The organism is Denitromonas iodatirespirans (assembly GCF_018524365.1).
In the GTDB taxonomy this organism is placed as follows: Bacteria; Pseudomonadota; Gammaproteobacteria; order Burkholderiales; family Rhodocyclaceae; genus Nitrogeniibacter; species Nitrogeniibacter iodatirespirans.
Genome location: NZ_JAEKFT010000017.1, coordinates 91,614 through 111,845, shown reverse-complemented (window position 1 = coordinate 111,845; position 20,232 = coordinate 91,614). Strand labels below are relative to the sequence as shown.

12 protein-coding genes and 1 tRNA gene are annotated in these 20,232 nt (G+C 66.9%); 9 read left to right on the top strand and 4 right to left on the bottom strand.

What is annotated here, in order from left to right; all coding sequences use genetic code 11:
• On the top strand, positions 1–1,084 hold a 1,084-nt coding region (ltrA, locus tag I8J34_RS15235; protein WP_230411859.1), incomplete at its 5' end, for a group II intron reverse transcriptase/maturase.
• 89 nt (positions 1,085–1,173) lie between these two features.
• On the opposite strand, the gene I8J34_RS15230 is transcribed toward ltrA, so the two are convergent.
• From I8J34_RS15230 to rlmM, 3 genes are all read right to left on the bottom strand, one after another.
• On the bottom strand, positions 1,174–3,558 hold the full coding sequence (locus I8J34_RS15230) for a sensor domain-containing protein (protein ID WP_214362479.1): 2,385 nt from the start codon (positions 3,556–3,558) through the stop codon (positions 1,174–1,176).
• Between the two features lie 175 nt (positions 3,559–3,733).
• On the bottom strand, positions 3,734–5,155 hold the full coding sequence (locus I8J34_RS15225) for a DEAD/DEAH box helicase (RefSeq protein WP_214362478.1): 1,422 nt from the start codon (positions 5,153–5,155) through the stop codon (positions 3,734–3,736).
• Between the two features lie 87 nt (positions 5,156–5,242).
• On the bottom strand, positions 5,243–6,319 hold the full coding sequence (gene rlmM, locus I8J34_RS15220; protein WP_214362477.1) for a 23S rRNA (cytidine(2498)-2'-O)-methyltransferase RlmM: 1,077 nt from the start codon (positions 6,317–6,319) through the stop codon (positions 5,243–5,245).
• A gap of 101 nt (positions 6,320–6,420) precedes the next feature.
• Here rlmM and I8J34_RS15215 point away from each other — a divergent pair, with 101 nt between their 5' ends.
• Genes I8J34_RS15215 through I8J34_RS15205 form a run of 3 tightly spaced genes read left to right on the top strand, consistent with a single transcriptional unit; the run spans position 6,421 to position 10,845 of the window.
• The gene (locus tag I8J34_RS15215) at positions 6,421–7,458 is read left to right on the top strand and encodes an aldo/keto reductase (protein WP_214362476.1); all 1,038 of its coding nucleotides are present in this window, start codon (positions 6,421–6,423) and stop codon (positions 7,456–7,458) included.
• 28 nt (positions 7,459–7,486) lie between these two features.
• Entirely contained in the window at positions 7,487–9,031 is a 1,545-nt protein-coding gene (locus I8J34_RS15210) for a cyclic di-GMP phosphodiesterase (protein ID WP_230411858.1), read from the top strand.
• Positions 9,028–10,845, top strand: a complete 1,818-nt coding sequence (locus tag I8J34_RS15205) for a bifunctional diguanylate cyclase/phosphodiesterase (protein WP_214362474.1) — start codon at positions 9,028–9,030, stop codon at positions 10,843–10,845. Before I8J34_RS15210 ends, I8J34_RS15205 begins: the two co-directional genes overlap by 4 nt.
• 38 nt (positions 10,846–10,883) lie before the next feature.
• Here the strand turns inward: I8J34_RS15205 and I8J34_RS15200 are convergent, their stop codons facing one another.
• Positions 10,884–11,426, bottom strand: a complete 543-nt coding sequence (locus tag I8J34_RS15200; protein ID WP_214362473.1) for a hypothetical protein — start codon at positions 11,424–11,426, stop codon at positions 10,884–10,886.
• Positions 11,427–11,472: 46 nt separating this feature from the next.
• Here I8J34_RS15200 and I8J34_RS15195 point away from each other — a divergent pair, with 46 nt between their 5' ends.
• From I8J34_RS15195 to I8J34_RS15175, 5 genes are all read left to right on the top strand, one after another.
• On the top strand, positions 11,473–12,621 hold the full coding sequence (locus I8J34_RS15195) for an extracellular solute-binding protein (protein ID WP_214362472.1): 1,149 nt from the start codon (positions 11,473–11,475) through the stop codon (positions 12,619–12,621).
• The gene (locus I8J34_RS15190; RefSeq protein ID WP_214362471.1) at positions 12,618–13,364 is read left to right on the top strand and encodes a glycerophosphodiester phosphodiesterase family protein; all 747 of its coding nucleotides are present in this window, start codon (positions 12,618–12,620) and stop codon (positions 13,362–13,364) included. The genes I8J34_RS15195 and I8J34_RS15190 overlap by 4 nt, the downstream gene beginning before the upstream one ends.
• 95 nt (positions 13,365–13,459) lie before the next feature.
• Positions 13,460–14,428, top strand: a complete 969-nt coding sequence (ispB, locus tag I8J34_RS15185) for an octaprenyl diphosphate synthase (RefSeq protein ID WP_214362470.1) — start codon at positions 13,460–13,462, stop codon at positions 14,426–14,428.
• Between the two features lie 23 nt (positions 14,429–14,451).
• Positions 14,452–14,528, top strand: a tRNA-Pro gene (locus tag I8J34_RS15180).
• Between the two features lie 451 nt (positions 14,529–14,979).
• Positions 14,980–20,124, top strand: a complete 5,145-nt coding sequence (locus I8J34_RS15175) for a RecQ family ATP-dependent DNA helicase (RefSeq protein WP_230411857.1) — start codon at positions 14,980–14,982, stop codon at positions 20,122–20,124.
• The last annotated feature ends 108 nt before the right edge of the window (positions 20,125–20,232 follow it).

Genomic DNA, 20,232 nt, shown 5'->3' with positions numbered 1-20,232 from the left:
CTTACTGGATGGCAGTTATCGGCCCCACGCCGTGCGGCGCGTCCAGATCCCGAAATCCGGTGGTGGGGTGCGCGAACTGGGGATTCCGACGGTGACGGATCGACTGATCCAGCAAGCCCTGCTGCAAGTGTTGCAGCCCATCATTGATCCGAGCTTCTCCGAACACAGCCATGGCTTCCGTCCTGGGCGCCGGGCGCACGACGCGGTGCTCGAAGCGCAGCGCTACGTGCAGGACGGCTACCGGGTGGTGGTCGATGTGGATCTGGAGAAGTTCTTCGACCGGGTCAATCACGACATTCTGATGGAACGGCTATTGAGGCGAATTGCGGACCGTGCTGTACTTCGGCTGATCCGTCGCTACCTTGTGGCCGGGCTCATGGATGGCGGGGTGGCCATGGCGCGCTACGAAGGTACGCCGCAAGGCGGGCCGCTGTCGCCGCTGTTGGCCAATGTGCTGCTCGACGAGGTGGATCGGGCGCTGGAGCGCGGTGGCCACCGCTTCGTGCGCTATGCCGACGACTGCAACGTGTATGTACGCAGTCGCCGGGCGGGCGAACGGGTGCTGGCGGGGCTGCGCAAGTACTACGAGCGGCTCCACCTGAAGGTCAATGAGGCCAAGACAGCGGTCGCACCGGCGACCGGTCGCAAGTTTCTGGGCTACGAGCTGTGGCGCAGTGCGGGTGATCGGATCAAGTGTGCGGTGGCCCGAAAGGCACTGGAGAGCTTCAAACAGCGTATCCGGGAAATGACGCGCCGCTCAGGTGGGCGCAGCCTGCCGGAGGTTGCCGAACGACTGCGGGCCTACATGCCTGGCTGGAAGGCCTACTTCCAGCTTGCGCAGACACCCAAGGTGTTCGGCGAACTGGACGAGTGGCTCAGGCACCGGTTGCGCGCGTTGCAGCTCAAGCACTGGCGTCGGGGTGTGACGATATACCGGGAGTTGCTGGCAATGGGGGCATCGCGAACCGACGCCCAGCGGATCGCCGTGAACAGCCGTCGATGGTGGTGCAACAGCCGCTTCGCGCTGAATCGGGCGATGCCGATTGCCTACTTCGACCGTCTCGGCGTGCCTCGGCTCTCATGACCTCAACTGCTCGAACCGCCCGGTGCGGACCCGCATGCCGGGTGGTGTGGGAGGGGATCGGTCAGGTAATCTGGCCGCCCCTATCCCGATTACAGCAACTGGGCGAAATCGTCGGCTGGCATCGGGGCGGCGAAGAGGCGGCCTTGCTGGCGCACGACGCCGAGCGCTTGCAGTGCCGCCTGCTGCTCGGCCGACTCGACGCCGACGCCCTGCACACTCAGGCCGAGAGCCTCGGCGGCAGCCACCGTGGCGGCCAGCACACACTGGTTGTCGGCATGCGACAGCTCGCGGATCAGCGAGCGGTCGAGCTTGAGGCGATGCACCGCGCGCTGGCGCAGCCGCCCCAGCGGCAGCGGCGTGGCGCCGATAGCGGTGATGGCGATGCGCACGCCCAGGCTGTCGAGGGCGTAGAGTGCCTTGACCAGATCGTCATGGTCGCGCAGCAGGCAGGCTTCGGGCAGGTTCAGCTCGACGGCCTCGGCGGGCAGGCCGGTGTCGCGCAGAGCGTCGACCAGCGTTTCCTGCAGCCGGCCGTAGGTCAGCATGTGCTCGGTGGCGCCGATGGACACCGGCAGCGCGAGCCCCGCCCCATGCCATTCGGCGGCATGGGCGCAGACCATGCGCAGGGCCTGCTGCCCGATCTCGATATCCAGCCCGGCGCTTTGGGCGACGGGCAGGAACTGGTGGGCCGGCACCAGCCCCATGTCGGGATGGCGCCAGCGCAGCAGGGCTTCGGCGGCGATGATGGTGCCCGTGTCGGCGTCGACCACCGGCTGAAAATGCATTTCCAGCTCGTTGCGGCTCACCGCATGGGTCAGGGCACGCTCGAGTGCCGCCTGCTCGAAGCTGGCGGTGTTGAGTTCATGGGTGTGGAACCAGGTGGCGCCGGGGCCTTCGAGGCGCGCGCGATCGAGCGCGGTGGCGGTAAGCGCGCACAACTCGGCGAAGCCGGCGCCGTCGCCGGGGAAGACGGCCGCGCCGAGACTGGCGCTGAGCGTGACCGAGGCGTCGCCGGCCTTGAACGGCGCGCCCACGGCTTCATGCAGCACATTGGCCTCGCGGGTGACTTCGCTGAGCAGCTCCACGCCGTGGATCAGGGCCAGGAAACGGTCGCTGCCGGGGCGGGCGATCTGGATGCGGGGGCTGCACTGGCGCAGCCGGCCGGCGAGTTGCTGGAGGATCTGGTCGCCCACGGCATGGCCATGGGCCAGGTTGATCTGTTTGAACTGGTCGATGTCGAGGTAGACCAGCGCAAGGTGTTGCTGGCGGCGCTGTGCGCCGGGCGCCAGTTCGTTGAAGCGCGCTTCGATGAAGTGCGCTTTGGGCAGCCCGGTCAGCGCGTCGTGGTTGGCCAGATAGTCGGCGCGCGATTCGGCCTGCTTGCGGGCCGATAGGTCGCTGAACAAGCCGATGTGGGCCAGCGGCCGGCCCTCGGCATCGCGCACGCGGTTGAAGGAGAGCCATTCGGGGAAGGCTTCGCCCTTGCGGTTGCGCAACCAGAATTCGCCCTGCCAGGCATCGCTGTCGGCGAGGCTGTCTTCGAGTCGCGAAAAGAAGGCCGCGTCCTGGCGTCCGCTGGCGGCGGCGGACAGGGGCTGGCCGACGAGCTGCGCCGCGTCGATCCCGGTCAGGGCCGAGAAGGCGGGGTTGACGGACTGGATCCGGTGGTCCGCGTCGGTGACGATCACGGCGCGGGCGTTGGTGCCGAACAGGTCAAGGTCGGTGGGGCGGAGGCTCGGTGCGACCACTGCCGGCGGCGCCGGGGCGACGGGGGCCGCCGACGTCACGGTGCTGAGCAGCAGCACCTGCCAGCCCGGCTCCGGGCCGGCCAGCAAGCGGCCGAGCATGGGCGCGCCGCCGTCGGCCGGCGTGACGGTGACCGGCCCGGACTCGTGCGAGGCGCCGCTCACGGCGCACAGCGCTGACAGGTCGAGGCCGGTCAGGGCGCCGCCGCCGGTGGCGAAGCGGCGCCGTGCCGGGGCGTTGGCGGCCATGATCTTGCCGCGTGCGTCGAGCACCAGCGCAGGCTGGTCGAGCGCGGCGGCCAGGCGCGGCCAGACGGTGTCGGTGGCGCGTTGGCCGCCGGGCGTCAGGCCGGTGACCGGGTCGGGGCTGAGGATCAGGGCATGGACGCCGGGGCGGATGCGCGCGGCGGCCACATAGCTCAGGTCGCGCTCACGCCCGCCGGGCAGGCTGACCCGCAGGCTGCCGCGCATCTCGCCCTGGATGAACAGGGCGCCGCGGGCCTTGAGGAAGGCGCGTTCGTTCGGAAACAGGGAGGACAAGGGCTGGCCGGCCAGGTCGCGATAGCTGCGCTCCATCAGTCGGCAGACGGCGCTGTTGACCTCCAGGATGGTCTCGTCGCTGGCAATGATCAGCCCCTCGTTCATCAACTCGAAGAGCGAGAGGTACAAGCCGGCTTCGGCCCCTTCGGTCAGATCGGGGACGAAGAAATCGTCGGATTCTCGGGGCACGGGAGCCAGTTCCATCGGCAGCCTGAACGGTGGTGATCGGAATGCTCACCATCATATCGACCCGGACCGGCGAATCTTGACGTTGAATGCAGGGGGTTTCCCCCTCTGTTCGTTCGTTTCAAGCGCCGCCCGCCGATGCGGCGGCGGGGGCGAAACGCGCCAACGGCGCGCGTGCTCAGGCTTTGCGGCCGATGCCGCCGAGCAGGAAGGCGACCGGACGGTTGCGGCGCGACGGCACCTCGGGTTTGCTGGCCGAGGCCTTGGGCGCGTCGGACGCTTCGTAGGGCTTGGCGTAGTCGAAGCCGTCGGCGGCCACGGTGGATTTGGTGCGTGCCGGGCTGCGGGTGCGCTCGCTGCGCGGGCGCGACGGGCGGTCCTCGTCACGGCTGCGGCGGGGGCTGCCCTCGTCGCTGCGGCCCCGGCGCGCGCCGCGTTCCTCGCGCTCGTGCGTCGGCGCGACCTGGAAGTCGTCGACCGTATGGACGGGGATCTTCAGCTTGATCAGCTTTTCGATGTCGGCCAGGTTGTGGCGGTCTTCGGGCGCCACCAGCGAGATGGCCTTGCCCTTCTTGCCGGCACGGCCGGTGCGGCCGATGCGGTGCACATAGTCTTCGGAGGTGTTGGGCAGGACGTAGTTGACCACATAGGGCAGGTCGTCGATGTCCAGGCCGCGGGCGGCCACGTCGGTGGCGATGAGTACGCGGGTGGTGCCGTTCTTGAAGCCTTCGAGCGCCTCGGTGCGCTGTTGCTGGCTCTTGTCGCCATGGATGGCGTCGGCCGGAATGTCGCAGCGGTTGAGGTAGTGGGTGAGGCGGCTGCAGCCGAACTTTGTGTCGACGAAGACCAGCACCTGCGCGTCGATGCTGGTCTTGAGCAGATGCACCAGCAGGTCGCGCTTGCGGCTGGACTCGACCGGGTAGACCTGGTGCTCGATGGTCTCGCTGACCATGTTGCGGCGGGCCACTTCGATCAGCTGCGGCTCGTTGAGCATCTGGTCGGCCAGCTTCTTGATCTCGTTGGAGAAGGTGGCCGAGAACAGCAGGCTCTGGCGCTGGTTGGGCAGCAGCGAGAGGATGCGGCGGATGTCGGGGATGAAGCCCATGTCGAGCATGCGGTCGGCTTCGTCGAGCACCAGCATCTTGACCTGGTTGAGCTGGATGCTGCGTTGCTGGACATGGTCGAGCAGGCGGCCGGGGGTGGCCACCACGATCTCGACGCCGTCGCGCAGGACCTGGGTCTGGGCGCGCATGTCGACGCCGCCGTAGATGCAGGTGGCGCGTAGCGGCAGGTGACGGCTGTAGGTGAGCACCGATTCGTGCACCTGCATGGCCAACTCGCGGGTCGGCGCCAGGATCAGCGCGCGCACCGGATGGCGGGCGGGCGAGGTGCTGGTGCTGGCATGCGGGGCCAGGCGCTGCAGCAGCGGGAGCGTGAAACTGGCGGTTTTGCCGGTGCCGGTTTGCGCGCCGCCCATCACGTCCTGGCCCGACAGCACGATCGGAATGGCCTCGCGCTGGATGGGCGTCGGCTCCGAGTAACCGGCGTCTTCAACGGCGCGCAGCAGTTCCGGCATCAGGCCGAGGTCGGCAAAAGTCATAGGCGGTCAGTGTCCTGGGCGGGCGCGCAGCGCCTCAATAGGTGAGAAAACAAAGGATTATAGCGCGTTGCGATGTCGTTTCGGTGATCAACGCAGATCGGCCCGACCAAGGTAGCCGGTGACCTCTTCGCGATCGTGGTAGAGCTGCTTGAGGCGCAGGGTGTAGGGGATGCCGTCGAGCTTTTGCTCGATGATGTCCTGGCACTGCATCAAGGCCCGGTAGCGCTGCTTCATCGGCAGCTTGAGGTTGAAGATGGCATGGCGGCAGCGCTTGTGCAGGCTCCAGTCGGCCATCAGCGTGGCGATGCGGGTCGGCTGCTCGACCATGTCGCAGACCAGCCAGTCGATGGTGCGCGGCGGGCGCCAGGTGAAGCCGTCGGCGCGCACATGGGTGACCATGCCGCCGGCCAGCAGGCGCGGGTCCATCGGGCCGTTGTCGATGGCCGTGACATACAGGCCGCGCTGGGCCAGCTGCCAGCTCCAGCCGCCGGGCGCCGCACCGAGGTCGACCGCCTTGCCCTGGGGGCGCAGCCAGCGCTCGCGCTCGGTCTCGTCGAGCAGGCACATCAGCGCTTCGGCCAGCTTGAGCGTCGAGCGGCTGGGCGCCTCGGAGGGCATGCGCAGCCGGGCGATGCCTTGTGGCCAGGGATTGGTCAGCCGGGGCGAGCCCAGGCCGATCCACACCTGCGAGGCGTCGGGGAAAAACAGCTGAAGCTGCGGGTCGCGGCCGGTGGGGCGCAGCAGGCCGGCCTCGGCCAAGCCGTTGTCGAGCGGGCCGGCGAAGCGCTTGCAGAAGCCCGAGCGGCTCTTGCCGTCGTTGGTGTCCGGGTATTCGAACATGACGCCCGAAACGCGGGCGCGGGCGGCGCCGAGCGCCTCGACGATCGGCGTCACCCGGTCGCGATCGGGCAGGGCGGCGATATGGGCGATGACCGGCCACGCCTGGCGGGCAAAGACCAGGTCGCGCCAGTTGAGCGCGGCCTGCAGTTCCGACCAGGGCATGGGCTCGTCGAGATGAAACATCACGTAACCGTCACGTTCGCTCGCGCGGCTGTGCCCGGATATGCTGGCAAGAACCGCGCGCTCGTCGAGCTCGGCGGCGGCTTCTTTTTCGAAGCCCGGGCGGCATTGGACGAGCAGGGCAGAAGCGGCGGGAAGCGTCATGGGGGCCTTGGGGCGGGACAGTTCGGCGGGATGGCCGGATAATACTGGCATCCGCGGCGGCCCGCCATGCCGGGCCCGGAACCAAGAGGAGAGTCAGCGCCATGCAGTATCGACGGTTGGGCAGCAGCGCCCTGGAGGTCTCCCGGGTGTGCCTGGGAACGATGACCTTCGGCCAGCAGAACACCGAGCGCGAGGCCCATGCTCAGCTCGATCTGGCGCGCGACGCCGGTGTCAATTTCATCGACACGGCCGAGATGTACGCGGTGCCGGCGCGGGCGGAAACCTATGGTGCGAGCGAGCGCATCGTCGGCAGCTGGCTGCGCCGCCAGCCCCGCGACCGGATCGTGCTGGCCACCAAGGTAGCCGGCCCGGCACGTGCGCTCAACTGGATCCGCGGCGGGCCGACGGCGCTCGACGCGGCCAACCTCCAGGCCGCCATCGAGGGGAGCCTGTCGCGGCTGCAGACCGACTATGTCGATCTGTACCAACTGCATTGGCCGGAGCGCAATCAGCCGATGTTCGGCCAGTGGCAGTACGACCCGGCGCGCGAACGCGAGTGCACGCCGATCCGTGCGCAGCTCGAGGCCTTGTCGGGGTTGGTCAAGGCCGGCAAGGTGCGCTATGTCGGTCTGTCGAACGAGCATCCGTGGGGCGTGACCGAGTTTCTGCGTCTGGCGCGCGAGCACGATCTGCCCTGCATCGTCTCGGTGCAGAACGCCTACAACCTGCTCAACCGGGTCTTCGAATACGGCATGGCCGAGTTGTGCGCTCGGGCACAGGTGAGCCTGCTGGCCTATTCGCCGCTGGCCTTCGGGCTGCTCTCGGGCAAGTATCTGGCCGACCCCAGGGCGGCCGGGCGGCTGACCGAGTTTCCCGGTTTCGGTCAGCGCTACGACAAGCCCTCGGTGGCACCGGCGGTGGCCGCCTACGCCAAGCTGGCAGCGGAATTCGGCCATTCACCGGCGGCGTTGGCGCTGGCCTTCGTGACTGGTCGCTGGTTCGTCGACAGCACCATCATCGGTGCGACCTCGCTCGAACAGCTAAAGGAAAACCTCGCCGCGGCCGATATGACGCTGTCAGAGTCCGAGCTGGCCGCCATCGATGCGGTCCACCTGCAATGGAGTAACCCCGCGCCGTGATACGGCCGGAGCCGAGGAAGCCGCTTTTGTGAAAGAGATTGTCGCCGCGACGGACCTGGAAATCGGCATGTTCGTGGCCGAGCTGGATCGGCCCTGGCTCGATTCGCCCTTCTTGATCCAGGGCTTCCTGATCGAAGACGCGGACACGCTGGCCAAGCTCAAGGCCTTGTGCCGCTTCGTTTGCGTGGATTGGCAGCGCAGCGCCGGCGTGCATTACCGCGCGCCGCAGCGCGAATCGGTGGCGTCGACCGTGGGCGACAGTCTGGCCGGCTCGGCGCGCATCGCCGGGCGCAGCACCACGCTGCGTCCGCGCCATGATTTCGTCGCCGTGCTGCGCTGGTTGCGCAAGGGTGGCGAGCCGCCGGCCGAGTTGCGGGACCATCCCATGGCGGCGCCGGTGGATGCCGAACCGGCCGCGCATGACCTGCCCGATGTGCCGATTGACGACACCCCGCCCGCGCCGCACGAAGGATGGCGCTCGCGGCTGTCGCGCTGGCTGGCCCGGGAGGAGGCGCCCGCGCCCTACCACGCTGCCGCACCGGCCGATGGCGACGAAGCCGCGGCGCAGACGGTCGACGAGCATGCGCGTGCCGGCCCCGATGCCACGGTGTGGATCGAATCGGTCGCGGTCGAGGATGAGTTGATCGTCGCTGCGCCGGCCTATCAGTCGGCGCAGGGCACGATCGAGCAACTGGTCGCCGACGTCCAGCGCAATCTGCGCCCGGACATGGAGCGGGTGCGCGCCAACGTCGAAGACATGATGCACAGCGTGGTGCGCAATCCCGACGCCCTGTTGTGGCTCACCCGACTCAAGCGAACCGACCAGTACGCCTACGACCATGCGCTGGATGTCAGCGTGCTGCTGATGGTGTTCGCCCGCTCGGTGGGCATGTCGGCCGCCGAGATGACGCTGCTCGGCGTGGTCGGGCTGATGCAGGACATCGGCAAGGTCAGGCTGCCGCCGCGCCTGCTCAAAAAATCCGGCCAGATCACGCCGCTCGAACGGCAGATCTTCCAGACCCATGTCGACTACTCGCTGGCCATCCTGAAAGACACGCCGGACGGTTCGCCTGAGTTGCTCGAGATCGTTGCGCGCCACCATGAGCGCTATGACGGCTCGGGCTACCCGGCCGGGCTGGCGGGCGATGCGATCGGCCGCTATGGCGAGATGGCCGGGCTGGTCGATGCCTATTGTGCGATGACGCGCGAGAAGCCGTGGGGCGATGCGCTCAGCCCGCAGACCGCGCTCGAACAGATCAACGCCATGCGCAACCGCGACTTCTCCGAGACGGTGGTCGACACCTTCATCCAGTGCATCGGCCTGTATCCGGTCGGCACGCTGGTGGCGCTGAATACCGGCGAGGTGGCGGTGGTCATTGCGCAGAACCAGGTGCGTCGATTGCGCCCGCGCGTGCTGGTGCTGCTGGCGCCCGACCATTCCCCGAATTCCCATCCGCCGACGCTCGATCTGCTCTACGACCCGCTGGCGCCGGACGGCACGGAATACGCGATCAGCAAGGCCCTGCCGCCTGGCGCCTATGGCATCGACCCCAAGGAGTTTTACCTCGGATGAACGCGGGCAATCGCCTGGAAGCCGCCAGCCCGGCCGCGCTCAGCGAGGCCGAGCTGCTACGTCGGCTGTCGCAGCAAGGCTTCAAGCCCGAAGACCGCGCCGCCATACGCGCTTTCGGGCGGGTGATCGGCCGGGATCTGCTGCAGGCGGATTTCTGCACGGCCTTCCTGGCACGGGCGGGCGCGCCGGTCGACCCGGCGGCTGCCGACGCCGAAGCGGCCTTTTGCGACGAACTGCTCAATATCTGCCAGTGGCAAGGCGACGCCGACTGGTTCAACCGGCTCGCCGAGCGCTGGGCGCACTGCCTGGCGTGCGGCGTCTCGGACCACTTCCCGTGGGCCGCCTGCGGGGCGCTGCTGTCGGCCTGCCGGGATCGCCTGGTGGGCGGGCGGGCCGAGGTGTTCCAGCTCGAGATGGACTTGCTGACCGGCCTGGTGCGCGCGGTGTGGGCCGTGGCGGCCTATCTGTCCGAGGTGACGCTGCTGCGCGAGCGCGAGCGGGTCAAGGCCTTCTCGCTGCTCGACGCGCACACCGGGCTGCCCAATCGCCTGCGTTTCGAGCAGGTGCTGGATGCCGCCCTCGGCGTGGCCAGCGACGACTGGCCGGCCGGGCTGGTGGTGCTCAGCCTGCAGATCGGCAGCGACGCCGCCGTGATGCTGGCCGGCGACCGCGAGCGCTTGCAGCGTGCGGTCAGCCAGCAACTGGCCACCGTCATGCGCGACGGCGATGTGTTGTGCCTCACCGGCGAAGACGAATGGTCGCTGGTCCAGTGTGCGGTAAGGACCTCCGCCCAGGTGCTGCTGGCCGCCCACAAGATGCGCGAAGTGGCCCTGACCGCGGCGGCGCCAATCTGTGTCGGCTGGCATGTCGACGCCACGGCCGGCGGAGCCTGCGGGCCGCGCGATGCGGCCGATGCCGCCGCGCTCGAGCGCGCCGCGCGCAACGCCTTGTTTGCCGCACGCGATGCGCGCCAGCCGGTGGCCATGTATTGCCCCGAGGTGGCGCAGCTGTCGCGGGACGCGTCGAGTCTCGAGCGGGAGTTCCTGCGGGCGCTGGCCATGCAGCATTTCGACCTGTTTCTGCAGCCGCAGATCGAGGTGGGCAGCGGTGCCTGTCACAGCGTCGAGGCCTTGCTGCGCTGGCGCCGGGCCGATGGTGACTGGGTCGCGCCGCCGGCCATCATCGAGTTGGCCGAGCGCGCCGGCGCCGGGGGGCAGCTGGTTCGCGCCTTGCTGTCCCGTCAGGCCCGAGTCGTCGACGAGCTGGCGCGCGCCGGGGTGGCGGTGTCGGTAATGTTGAACCTCACGGCCCAGGATGTGCGCGACCCGGATCTGCCCGAGCTGGTGCGCCAGTCGCTGGCCAACTGGCGCGTACCCGCCGCGCGGGTCGGTTTCGAGCTCACCGAAGGGGCGTTGCTGGTCAATGAGCCGGCGGTGGCCAAAGTCGTCACATCATTGCGCGAGGCCGGCTATACCGTTGCGCTGGACGATTTCGGAACCGGCTACTCCTCGCTGTCGCATCTGCGGCGCTTGCCGGTCGACGAGCTCAAGATCGATCGCCAGTTCGTCGCCGGCGTGTGCTCGGATCCGAAGGATCGGGCCATGGTTGAAGCCTTGCTGGTGCTGGCGCAGGCCTTCCGTCTGCGGGTGGTGGCCGAAGGGGTCGAGACGGCAGCGCAGGCCGCCTGCCTGAGCGAGTTGGGCTGCGACCGCTTGCAAGGCTATTTCGTGGCCCGGCCGATGAGCATCGACGCCTTCGTGCGCTGGTGGCGGGCCCGCTACGGGCAGTCGTCACTGGTGTCCGTGCAGCCCTGAGGTGGCGCGGCGGCGGGCGTCTCGACCGGGCGACCCGCTCAGGAGCGGGGGCGCGGTCGCGGCGAGAAGGATTCCGTTTCGCGGGGACTGGTGTCGGTGGCGGCTTCGGCCGGCGAGGTGGCGGCGGCTTCGCCCAGGGTGGGCGGCACGATGTCGATCTTGTTTTCGATCATGTAGTCGTTCATATTCCGCCACCCGGTAAAAATATCGGCCTTGGAGGCTCTCGGGTTGAGCGTGAAGCAGTCCTCCAGTGCACGGCCGGCGTGGCGGCAGGCGCTGCCGATGGCTTCGCCTTCGGCCTGGGCGCGGGCCGCCTCTTTGACCGGGTCGGGAATGCCGACCTGTTCGCACGCCGAAAGCGTGGTGGCTATCACAAGGGCGAGAGCGGCGGATCGAATCATCATGGCGGCCACAGGGTTGGGACTGACGATGAAAGATATCGTCGCCCCTGAAGAAATCTTGAGGATTGCCGTAGGGTGCACCAATAATGAAGGGGTCGCCGACGGCGGCTCGCTGGCCTGAAGAGAGAGGATGGCGATGCGGTGTTTTTCAAGACTTTGGCGAACGGCGCTCGTCGCCACCCTGGCCTCGGCAACGGCGGCGCAGGCGGCGGGCGAGCCTCATGTGGTGACTCTGTCGCATGGTTTCGACCCGACCCGGGCGCAGCAACTGGCGGCGCTGGTCGAGCGCTTCAACGCCACGGATGCCAAGGGGCAGGTGCGCGTGGTGGACGACCCGGCAGCAGCCGACAGCGCGGCCATCCGGATCGTCCAGGGCGAGGCCGAGCGGACGCTGCGCCAGCGCGGCGCGTTCCGCCCGCTGTATCAAGTCATGGCCGATGCCGGCCTGAGTCTCGCGCGTGACCGCGGGCTGACCGCCTACGATCGTGACACCCTCGATTCGCGCGGGCGCCGCGTGGCCCTGCCGGTCGGCTTGCACACCCCGGTGCTGTTCATCAACCGGCGCGCCTTCGAAGAGGCCGGGCTGGATCCCAACGCGCCGCCGCGCACCTGGCGTTCGCTGCAAGAAGCGCTGGGCAAGCTCTTCGATGCCGGCCATGCCTGCCCCTACACCGTGTCGCGGCCCAGCTGGGTGATGGTGGACAACGTCAGCGCGCGCCAGAACGTGGCCCTCACCCGGCGCGTCGGGCGTGCCGAACAGCTGACGGTCAACGGCATGCTGCAGATCCGCCATATTGCGCTCATGGCCAGCTGGGTGCGTGCCCGCTATCTGCATCTGTATGGCGCGGGCGGCGAGCCCGCCGCGCGTTTTGCGCGCGGCGAATGCGCCGTGATCGCCGCCGAGTCGGCCGACTGGCCGGCGCTGCGTCAGGCGGCGGCCTTTGATGTCGGCGTCGGCGAACTGCCCTTTTACGACGACTTCCCGGGCGGGGTCGGCGCTACCCTCGCCGACGGCCCCACGCTCTGGGTCGCCAAGGGCAAGAAGCGCGCCGACTACCAGGTGGCGGCCCGCTTTGTGCGCTTCCTGCTCAAGCCGGAAAACCAGCTGGCCTGGCAGCGTGGCACCGGCTACCTGCCGCTCGACGAAAAAGGCGGCGTGGCCGAAGGCGGTATCGCCGAGGATCAACCCAACCTGCTGGTGGCCCGCAAGCAGCTCAGCGTGGGCTCGACCTTGACTGCGGCGGCCTCCGAACTGCCGCGGCAGGCGCGTGTGCGCAGCATCCTCGAAGAAGAGCTCGACGGCGTGTGGGCGGATCGCCAACCCGCCAAGCAGGCCCTCGACAACGCCGTGGCGCGCACCGGCGGCGGATTGTGAGCACCCCGGCCGATCACCGCTGGCCGTGGCCGGCGGTGATCGCGCACCGCTGCGGCGGCATGCTCGCGCCGGAAAATTCGATCGAAGGGCTGCTCCGCGCCCACGCGATCGGCTGCCGGGCGGCCGAATTCGACGCCATGCTGACCGCCTGCGGCACGCCGGTGCTGATGCATGACGAAACCCTCGACCGGACCACGATGGGTGCCGGCCGGGTCGACGCCACGCCCTGGACGACGCTGGCCGCCACGGCGCTGCGCACGCGCGACGGCCGAGTGTCGCAAGACCGCGTGCCCCGCCTCGACATGGCGCTCGCCACCTGCCTGCGCCTGGGGATCGCGGCCAACGTCGAGATCAAACCGTCGACCGGCGCCGATGTCGCGACCGGTCGCACCGTGGCCCAATGGACGGCCCGCGCCTGGCCCGAGACGGCCGCCGTGCCGCCGCTGCTGTCGTCCTTCTCCATCGCCGCGCTCGAGGCCGCCGCTGCGGCGGCGCCGCATCTGCCCCGGGCCCTGCTGCTGGAGACGGTCGGCCCCGACAGCCTGGCCCAGGCCCGGCGCCTGGGCTGCGTCGCGCTGGTGGTCGAGCGCGGCTGCCTGACCCAAGCCTTGATCGCCAGCGTCCATCACGCCGGCCTTGGCCTGGCGATCTATACCGAAAACGAGGCGAGCGCCGGGCGCCGGGCGCTGGACGACGGCCTGGATGCCCTGATCACTGACTGGCCCGACCGTTTTCCCGGATAAACCGGCAATTCTCCTGGGGCGCCTTGATCCTCCCGCTTGACGCTCTGGTGTCCCCCTCATACCATCGCCCTTTTCCTGTTCGTCGCGGCCCCATCTTGTCTGCCCAGCATCTTTTCGCCCCGATCGCCGACGACATGGCGGCGGTGAATCAAGTCATACGCCAGCGCCTGCATTCCGACGTGGTGTTGATCCGGCAGATCGCCGAATACATCATCAACAGCGGTGGCAAACGCCTGCGCCCCGCCCTGGTGCTGTTCACCGCGCGGGCACTGGGCTATCAGGGCACGGCCCATCATGAACTGGCGACTGTCGTCGAGTTCATCCACACCGCCACGCTGCTGCATGACGACGTGGTCGACGAATCCTCCCTGCGCCGCGGCGCAAAAACCGCCAACGCCCTGTTCGGCAACGCCGCCTCGGTGCTGGTCGGCGACTTCCTGTATTCGCGGGCCTTCCAGATGATGGTCTCGGTCGGCGACATGCACATCATGGAAGTGCTGGCCGACGCGACCAACACCATCGCCGAAGGCGAAGTGCTGCAATTGCTCAATTGCCATGATGCCGACGTGTCGGTCGACGCCTACCTGCGCGTGATCCGCTACAAGACCGCCAAGCTGTTCGAGGCCGCGGCCCGGCTCGGCGGCATCCTCGGCGGCGCCACGCCCGAGGTCGAAGCCCGGCTCGGTGTGTTCGGCATGCACCTGGGCACGGCCTTTCAACTGATCGACGATGTGCTCGACTACTCCGGCGCCGAAGCGGCGACAGGCAAGCACCTGGGGGACGACCTGGCCGAAGGCAAGCCGACCCTGCCGCTGATCCACGTGATGCAGCACGGCACCCCCGCCCAGGCGGCCCTGGTGCGCCAGGCGATCGAAGAGGGCGGCCGCGAGGCCTTTGCCGACATCCACGCCGCCATCCTGGCCACCGGCGCGCTGGACGCCACGCGCGACTACGCGCGGCGCGAATCGCAACTGGCGATCGACGCTTTGAGCGTGCTTCCGCCTTCCCTTTTCAAAGATCGTCTGCTAGAATTATCGGACTTTGCAGTTGAGAGAGATCACTGATCTTTCCCAGCTGCAAAATTCGTCGGGGAATAGCTCAGCCTGGTAGAGCACTGCGTTCGGGACGCAGGGGCCGGAGGTTCGAATCCTCTTTCCCCGACCAAAGCATTTTCCAAAAAACCGCCTGTTTGGCGGTTTTTTGTTTGTGCGCCGTTTCCGCGCGCCCTGTCTCTCTTACAGGACTGCCCAGGCCGCGAATCAATCATCCCTTCTTACCTGTTTGCCTTCGTGCGTGTCGCTTGCCCGTCAGCGTGATCGATCTGATCTGATCCGCCTGCCTTCATTTCGCGAAAGCGTGACATTGTGGCAGCACGCGTTTTGCACCGCTGCTTGTCCTAGATCGGAGGTGAAGCTCTGATCCGGATGAGTCCATCGCGGATGACCGATACAGTGAGCAAAAGCCTCCACCCGCGTTTCTCGGTTCTCCCGAATTTCTGCCGGGCTGCCTGAAAAAGCCAGGTTGGTTGCCCTGAATTAATGGATACAATTCATGGCGTCTCTGTATCCTTAGGTCATTCATGGTGGGTACATCTGCTGCGCCCCGCGCACGGTGTTTGTGTCTCGACATTGAAACTGCGCGCCTGGACCGGTTGACCCTGAAAGAACTGGGTGTGTTTCGCCCCGATCTTGATGCGCGACTGAGACTTTCGGCAAAGGCGCCCGATCTTGCGCCCAGGCTGGATGCAATGACCGAAGGCGCCGCCTTTGTGCTCGGTCACAATGTCGTTGCCTTCGATCAACCCGCGCTTGCCGCTTTGCACCCGGGGCTTGCGCTTCATCGCCTGCCGTTGGTCGACACGCTCGAACTCTCGCCCGTCGCCTTCCCGCAGAATCCTTATCATCGCCTGGTCAAGGATTACAAGCTGTGTACCACGACGCGCAACGATCCGGTGCGCGACGCCGAGTTGGCGTATGAACTCTTCCTTGATCAGAGCGAGGCGCTTCAGCAGCGGGTTGCCGAGCATCCCGATGAGGCGCTCTGCTTGCATTTCTTGCTGGCACCGGAGAGCGGAAAGGGGGTGGCGAACTTCTTTGCCACCCTGCGCCGGGCCTTGAAACCGTCGCTGAGTGAGGCGGTTGCAGCCTGGCAGCGTGCCACGGCAGGCAAGGTGTGTATCACTGGCCTGCGTCGCGTGGTCGAGCAATGTTTGCCTGATCCGTGCTGGCACAAGCCGCTCGCCTACGTACTGGCGTGGTTGCGCGTTGCGGGCGGAAACTCCGTCTTGCCGCCGTGGGTTCAGCTGAATTTTCCCAGGGTTCGCGAAGCGGTTTCGGTGCTGCGCGATACACCATGTCCTGATCCGGATTGCACGTGGTGCCGCGAGCAGCATGACCTCGAGGCGCTGTTGCCGCGCTATTTCCCGGGTATCACGCAGTTTCGGACTACGCCTGCGGCGGCGGATGGTCGCTCCTTGCAGCGCGCCATTGTTGAAAATGGATTTGCCGGTCGGCCGACACTGGCCATCCTGCCGACCGGAGGCGGTAAGTCGCTCTGTTTCCAACTGCCGGCGCTTGCGCGCTTCTACCGCAACGGCAGCCTGACCGTGGTGGTTTCACCCCTGCAGTCGCTCATGAAGGATCAGGTCGACAACCTTGAAGCGCGAGGGGTGACCTGCGCCGGTTATCTCAATAGCCTGCTCAATCCAATGGAACGCCAAGCGATGCTCGACAAATTGCGGCTGGGCGATCTGGGCTTGATTTTCGTTGCGCCCGAGCAGTTTCGGAGTACGGCGTTCGCCAATGCCCTCAAGCATCGCCAGATCGGTGCCTGGGTGTTCGACGAGGCGCATTGCCTGTCCAAGTGGGGCCATGATTTCCGCCCCGACTACCTCTACGTGTCGCGATTCATCCGTGCGGCTCAGAAAGATGACCCGTCACCGGTCCATTGCTTTACCGCGACCGCCAAACCCGATGTGGTCGACGACATCTGTGCGCACTTCGACAAAAGGCTCGGGGTCCAGCTCGAGCGGCTCGAAGGCGGGGTCAGTCGCGACAACCTGAGCTATGAGGTTCGCTTCGTACCGACGCCGGCCAAGTATGGCGAGGTGCTGCGCCTGCTGCAGGAGGCCTTGCGTGAAGACGGCGGGGCAATTGTCTTTTGTGCGCGCCAGAAGACCGTGGAGGAAATTGCACAGTTCCTGAAGGACGCCGGCCTGCCCTGCGGGCATTTCCATGGTGGCATGATGCCCGCCGAGAAGCGGGCCGTGCAGGAAGCCTTTCTCGCGGGGGCCTTGCGCGTCATCGCTGCGACCAATGCCTTTGGTATGGGTGTGGACAAACCCGATGTGCGCCTGGTCATCCACCTCGATACGCCGGGCTCGCTCGAGAACTACCTCCAGGAGGCGGGCCGTGCGGGGCGGGACCAGGCGCCCGCGCGAGGCATCCTGCTGTATGACGAAGCCGATCTGGAGGTGCAGTTCCGGCTACTGAAGAACGCCCGGCTCAGCCAGCACGACATTGGTGCGATTCTCAAGGCTTTGCGCTCGATCGAGCGCAAAGATCGCAGTGATGGCGAGGTCGTCGTGACCAGCGGCGAGATCTTGCTGGAAATACCCGACGCGCATCGACTTGACCCGGACGCCAGCGACTCGGATACCAAGGTGCGCATTGCCGTGGCGTGGCTGGAAGAGGCGCGATTGCTGGAGCGCCACGAAAATCACACCCGGGTCTTCCCCGGGAGCCTGCTGGTGGCGAACGAAGAAGAGGCGTGCGCAATTCTGCGGCAGAAGCTGGGTGCCGGTACGGATATCGATCCCTATCTGAAAATACTCTCCGTGCTCATTCAGGCAGAAGATGACGAAGGCGTGTCCACCGATGAGCTGATACTGGCGACCGGGCAAGACTCGCGCACGATCCGGAACATGCTGCGCGAACTGGATCGATGGAAGCTGCTATCGAACGATACGGAAATCGGTATCACGTTTTACCGTGACCCGGATACGGCGCAACGGCTCGCTGAGCTGGGGCGCATCGAAGATGCCCTGATCGGGCGTTTGCGCGAAGAAGCGCCCGATGCGGACGAAGAGGGCTGGCAGATCCTCGATGTCCGCCGTCTGTGCGACACCTTGCGACGCGACACCCAGGTCGAGTTCGACCCCGACCGGCTCACCCGCCTGCTCAAATCCTTTGCTGAACCTTTTGGCGACGGCGAGGCCAACCGCAGTGTTTTTGCACTGCGACCGCGAACCCACGACAGCCGCCTCATCAAGCTGCTGCGCAGCTGGCGTGAGATCGATATCATCCGCGAACGAAGAATGCGCCTGGCACGGGCGCTGGTGGCGGAGTTCCACAAAAGGCGTCAAGGGAACACGCTCCTGGTGACCTGCAAACAGGGCGAGCTCGAAAGCGCGCTTCAGGCCGACGTCTCGCTGGCCGACATTGCGACGGGCAAATGGGACATCGCGCTGTCTTCGGCACTGCTGTATCTGGACGCCAACGAGGTGTTGCATCTGGCGCGAGGCAAGGCCGTGTTCCGTTCCGCGATGAGCATCGCCCTCAATGCCGAGGCGCGGCGTCGCCAGTTCAAGAAATCCGACTACGCCGAGCTTGCGCTGCACTACAAGGACAAGATCGTCCAGGTGCATGTGATGGCCGAGTACGCCAAGCTCGCCGTCAGCAAGATCCAGGCCGCGATGGCATTCATCGTCGACTACTTCAGCCTGGACCGGGGCGAGTTCATTCGCCGGTATTTTGCCGGCCGGAAGGACGTCCTGGAGATGGCGACCACCGAGGCCGCCCACCGCCGCATTCTGACCGATCTGGCCAATCCCGAGCAGCAGGCAATTGTCGCTGCACCACTTGAAGGCAATCACCTGGTGCTGGCGGGCCCGGGGGCGGGAAAGACGCGCGTCATCGTCCATCGCGTCGCATGGCTGCTGCGCGAGTGCATGGTGCTGCCCCAAGCGGTGATGGTCCTTGCCTACAATCGCTCGGCGGCCAATGAAATTCGTCGCCGGCTGTGGGCCCTGATCGGTGCGGACGCCGCCGGGGTGACGATCCAGACCCTGCACGGCCTGGCCATGCGGCTGACAGGAACCAGCTACGCCGTGGCCATCGAGCGTGGCGAAGCGGTGGATTTCAGCGAAGTCATTCGGCGGGCGACACAGCTGCTGCGGGCCGCAGAAGCCCCCGATCCGGGCGACGCAAGCGAAGCGGACATGGCGCCATCCATCGAGCGGGACCGACTGCTTGCCGGGCTGCGCTTTCTCCTGGTTGATGAGTACCAGGACATCAATGGCGATCACTATGAGCTGATCAGCGCCGTTGCCGGGCGGGCCCTGAAAACTGAGGAAGACCGCGTCTCGCTGATGGTCGTGGGTGACGACGACCAGAATATCTATGCTTTCGATGGCGCCAATGTGCGCTACATTCGCCAGTTCGACACCGACTATGCCGCGCGCCGGTATGCGCTCGTCGAGAACTATCGCTCGACCCGGCACATCATCCAGTGCGCCAATCGTGTCATTGCCCAAGCCCGCGAGCGCATGAAGGCCGCGCAGGAAATCCGCGTGGACCATGCCCGCCGCCAGCAGCCGGACGGCGGCGAACAGGCCGAACGTGATCCGCTCACCGAGGGGCGCGTCCATGTCCTCGAGGTGCCGCGAAACACCGATCAAGAGGCGCAGATCGCCTTTGCGGAGCTGCAGCGGCTGCACGCTTTGCTGACGAGCGGGGGCTCGAGCCAATGGGGGCGCTTTGCCGTTATCGCACGACGCTGGGAGGACCTCGAGCCGCTCGCTGCCTTGTGTCGGCTGCGTGCCGTGCCGGTGCACATGCAGCGCGATGCGGGACAGATCAGCCTGCATGCCACGCGAGAGGGGAACGCCCTCGGGATGCTTCTGCGTGGCGAGCACCGCAGGATCCGGCGCCGCCGCGTACTGATTCGCAGCGGCGCGCTCTCGCGCTGGTTCCGTTGGCGCTTCCGGATGGCGCTGGACGGACTGATTCGTCACCCCTATCGCGCCGCGTTGGCGCAATTCATCGTCGACACCGAGTCCGCTGCGCCAGGGCGAGAACTGGTGGTGGATGACGTCATCGAGGCACTGTATGACTTCGGCGCCGCTGGAAAGCCGGCGAGTGATCCGCGCCCCAATGCGCCGCTCGTACTGACGACGGCCCACCGTGCCAAGGGGCTTGAATTCGAGCATGTCCTGATTCTGGACGGAGGCGGCTGGCAGGGGCGTGACGACGACGAGCGCCGCCTCTATTACGTTGCCATGACCCGGGCGAGGTGCTCGCTGACGCTCTGTGCGGTCATCGGTGGGCAGCATCCCTTTGTTTCAGCCATGGATGGATTGGTGCTCAGGTCCCGCCCGGAGGCGAAGCCTCCCGAGCCTGGCATGACGCATCGCGTGTGGTGCGCAGACCCCGAGAAGGTGGTCCTCTCCTGGCCTGGCTACTTCGTCCCTGGCGCCCCGATTCATCGCGCGCTGGCGGCGCTGGACGTCGGCAGTCCGCTGACGCTCCGGCGTCGCAGCAACGGAAGTGAAGGCTGGGAGATCGCGGAAACAGCCGGCATGGCGGTCGGGCGGATGTCGTCGAAATTCAATCCACCGGCGGGTGCGATTGTGGCCGTGCGAGTGGCAGCCGTCCTGGTGCGTCAGGCCAGGGAGCGCGAGCAGGGGAGAGTGAAGTGTTCCTCATGGGAACTGGTGCTCCCGGAAATCGAATACTGCACCGAGGCCAAACCCGCGTGTTGATGTCCGTTCGACGCTCCGTCAGATCAAGGCCTCGCCATCGGGCGATGCCCTTCAGTGGCTGAAGGAAGCGCTCAGCGGAGCGGCATCGCAGCCATCGAAGGGGTGTTT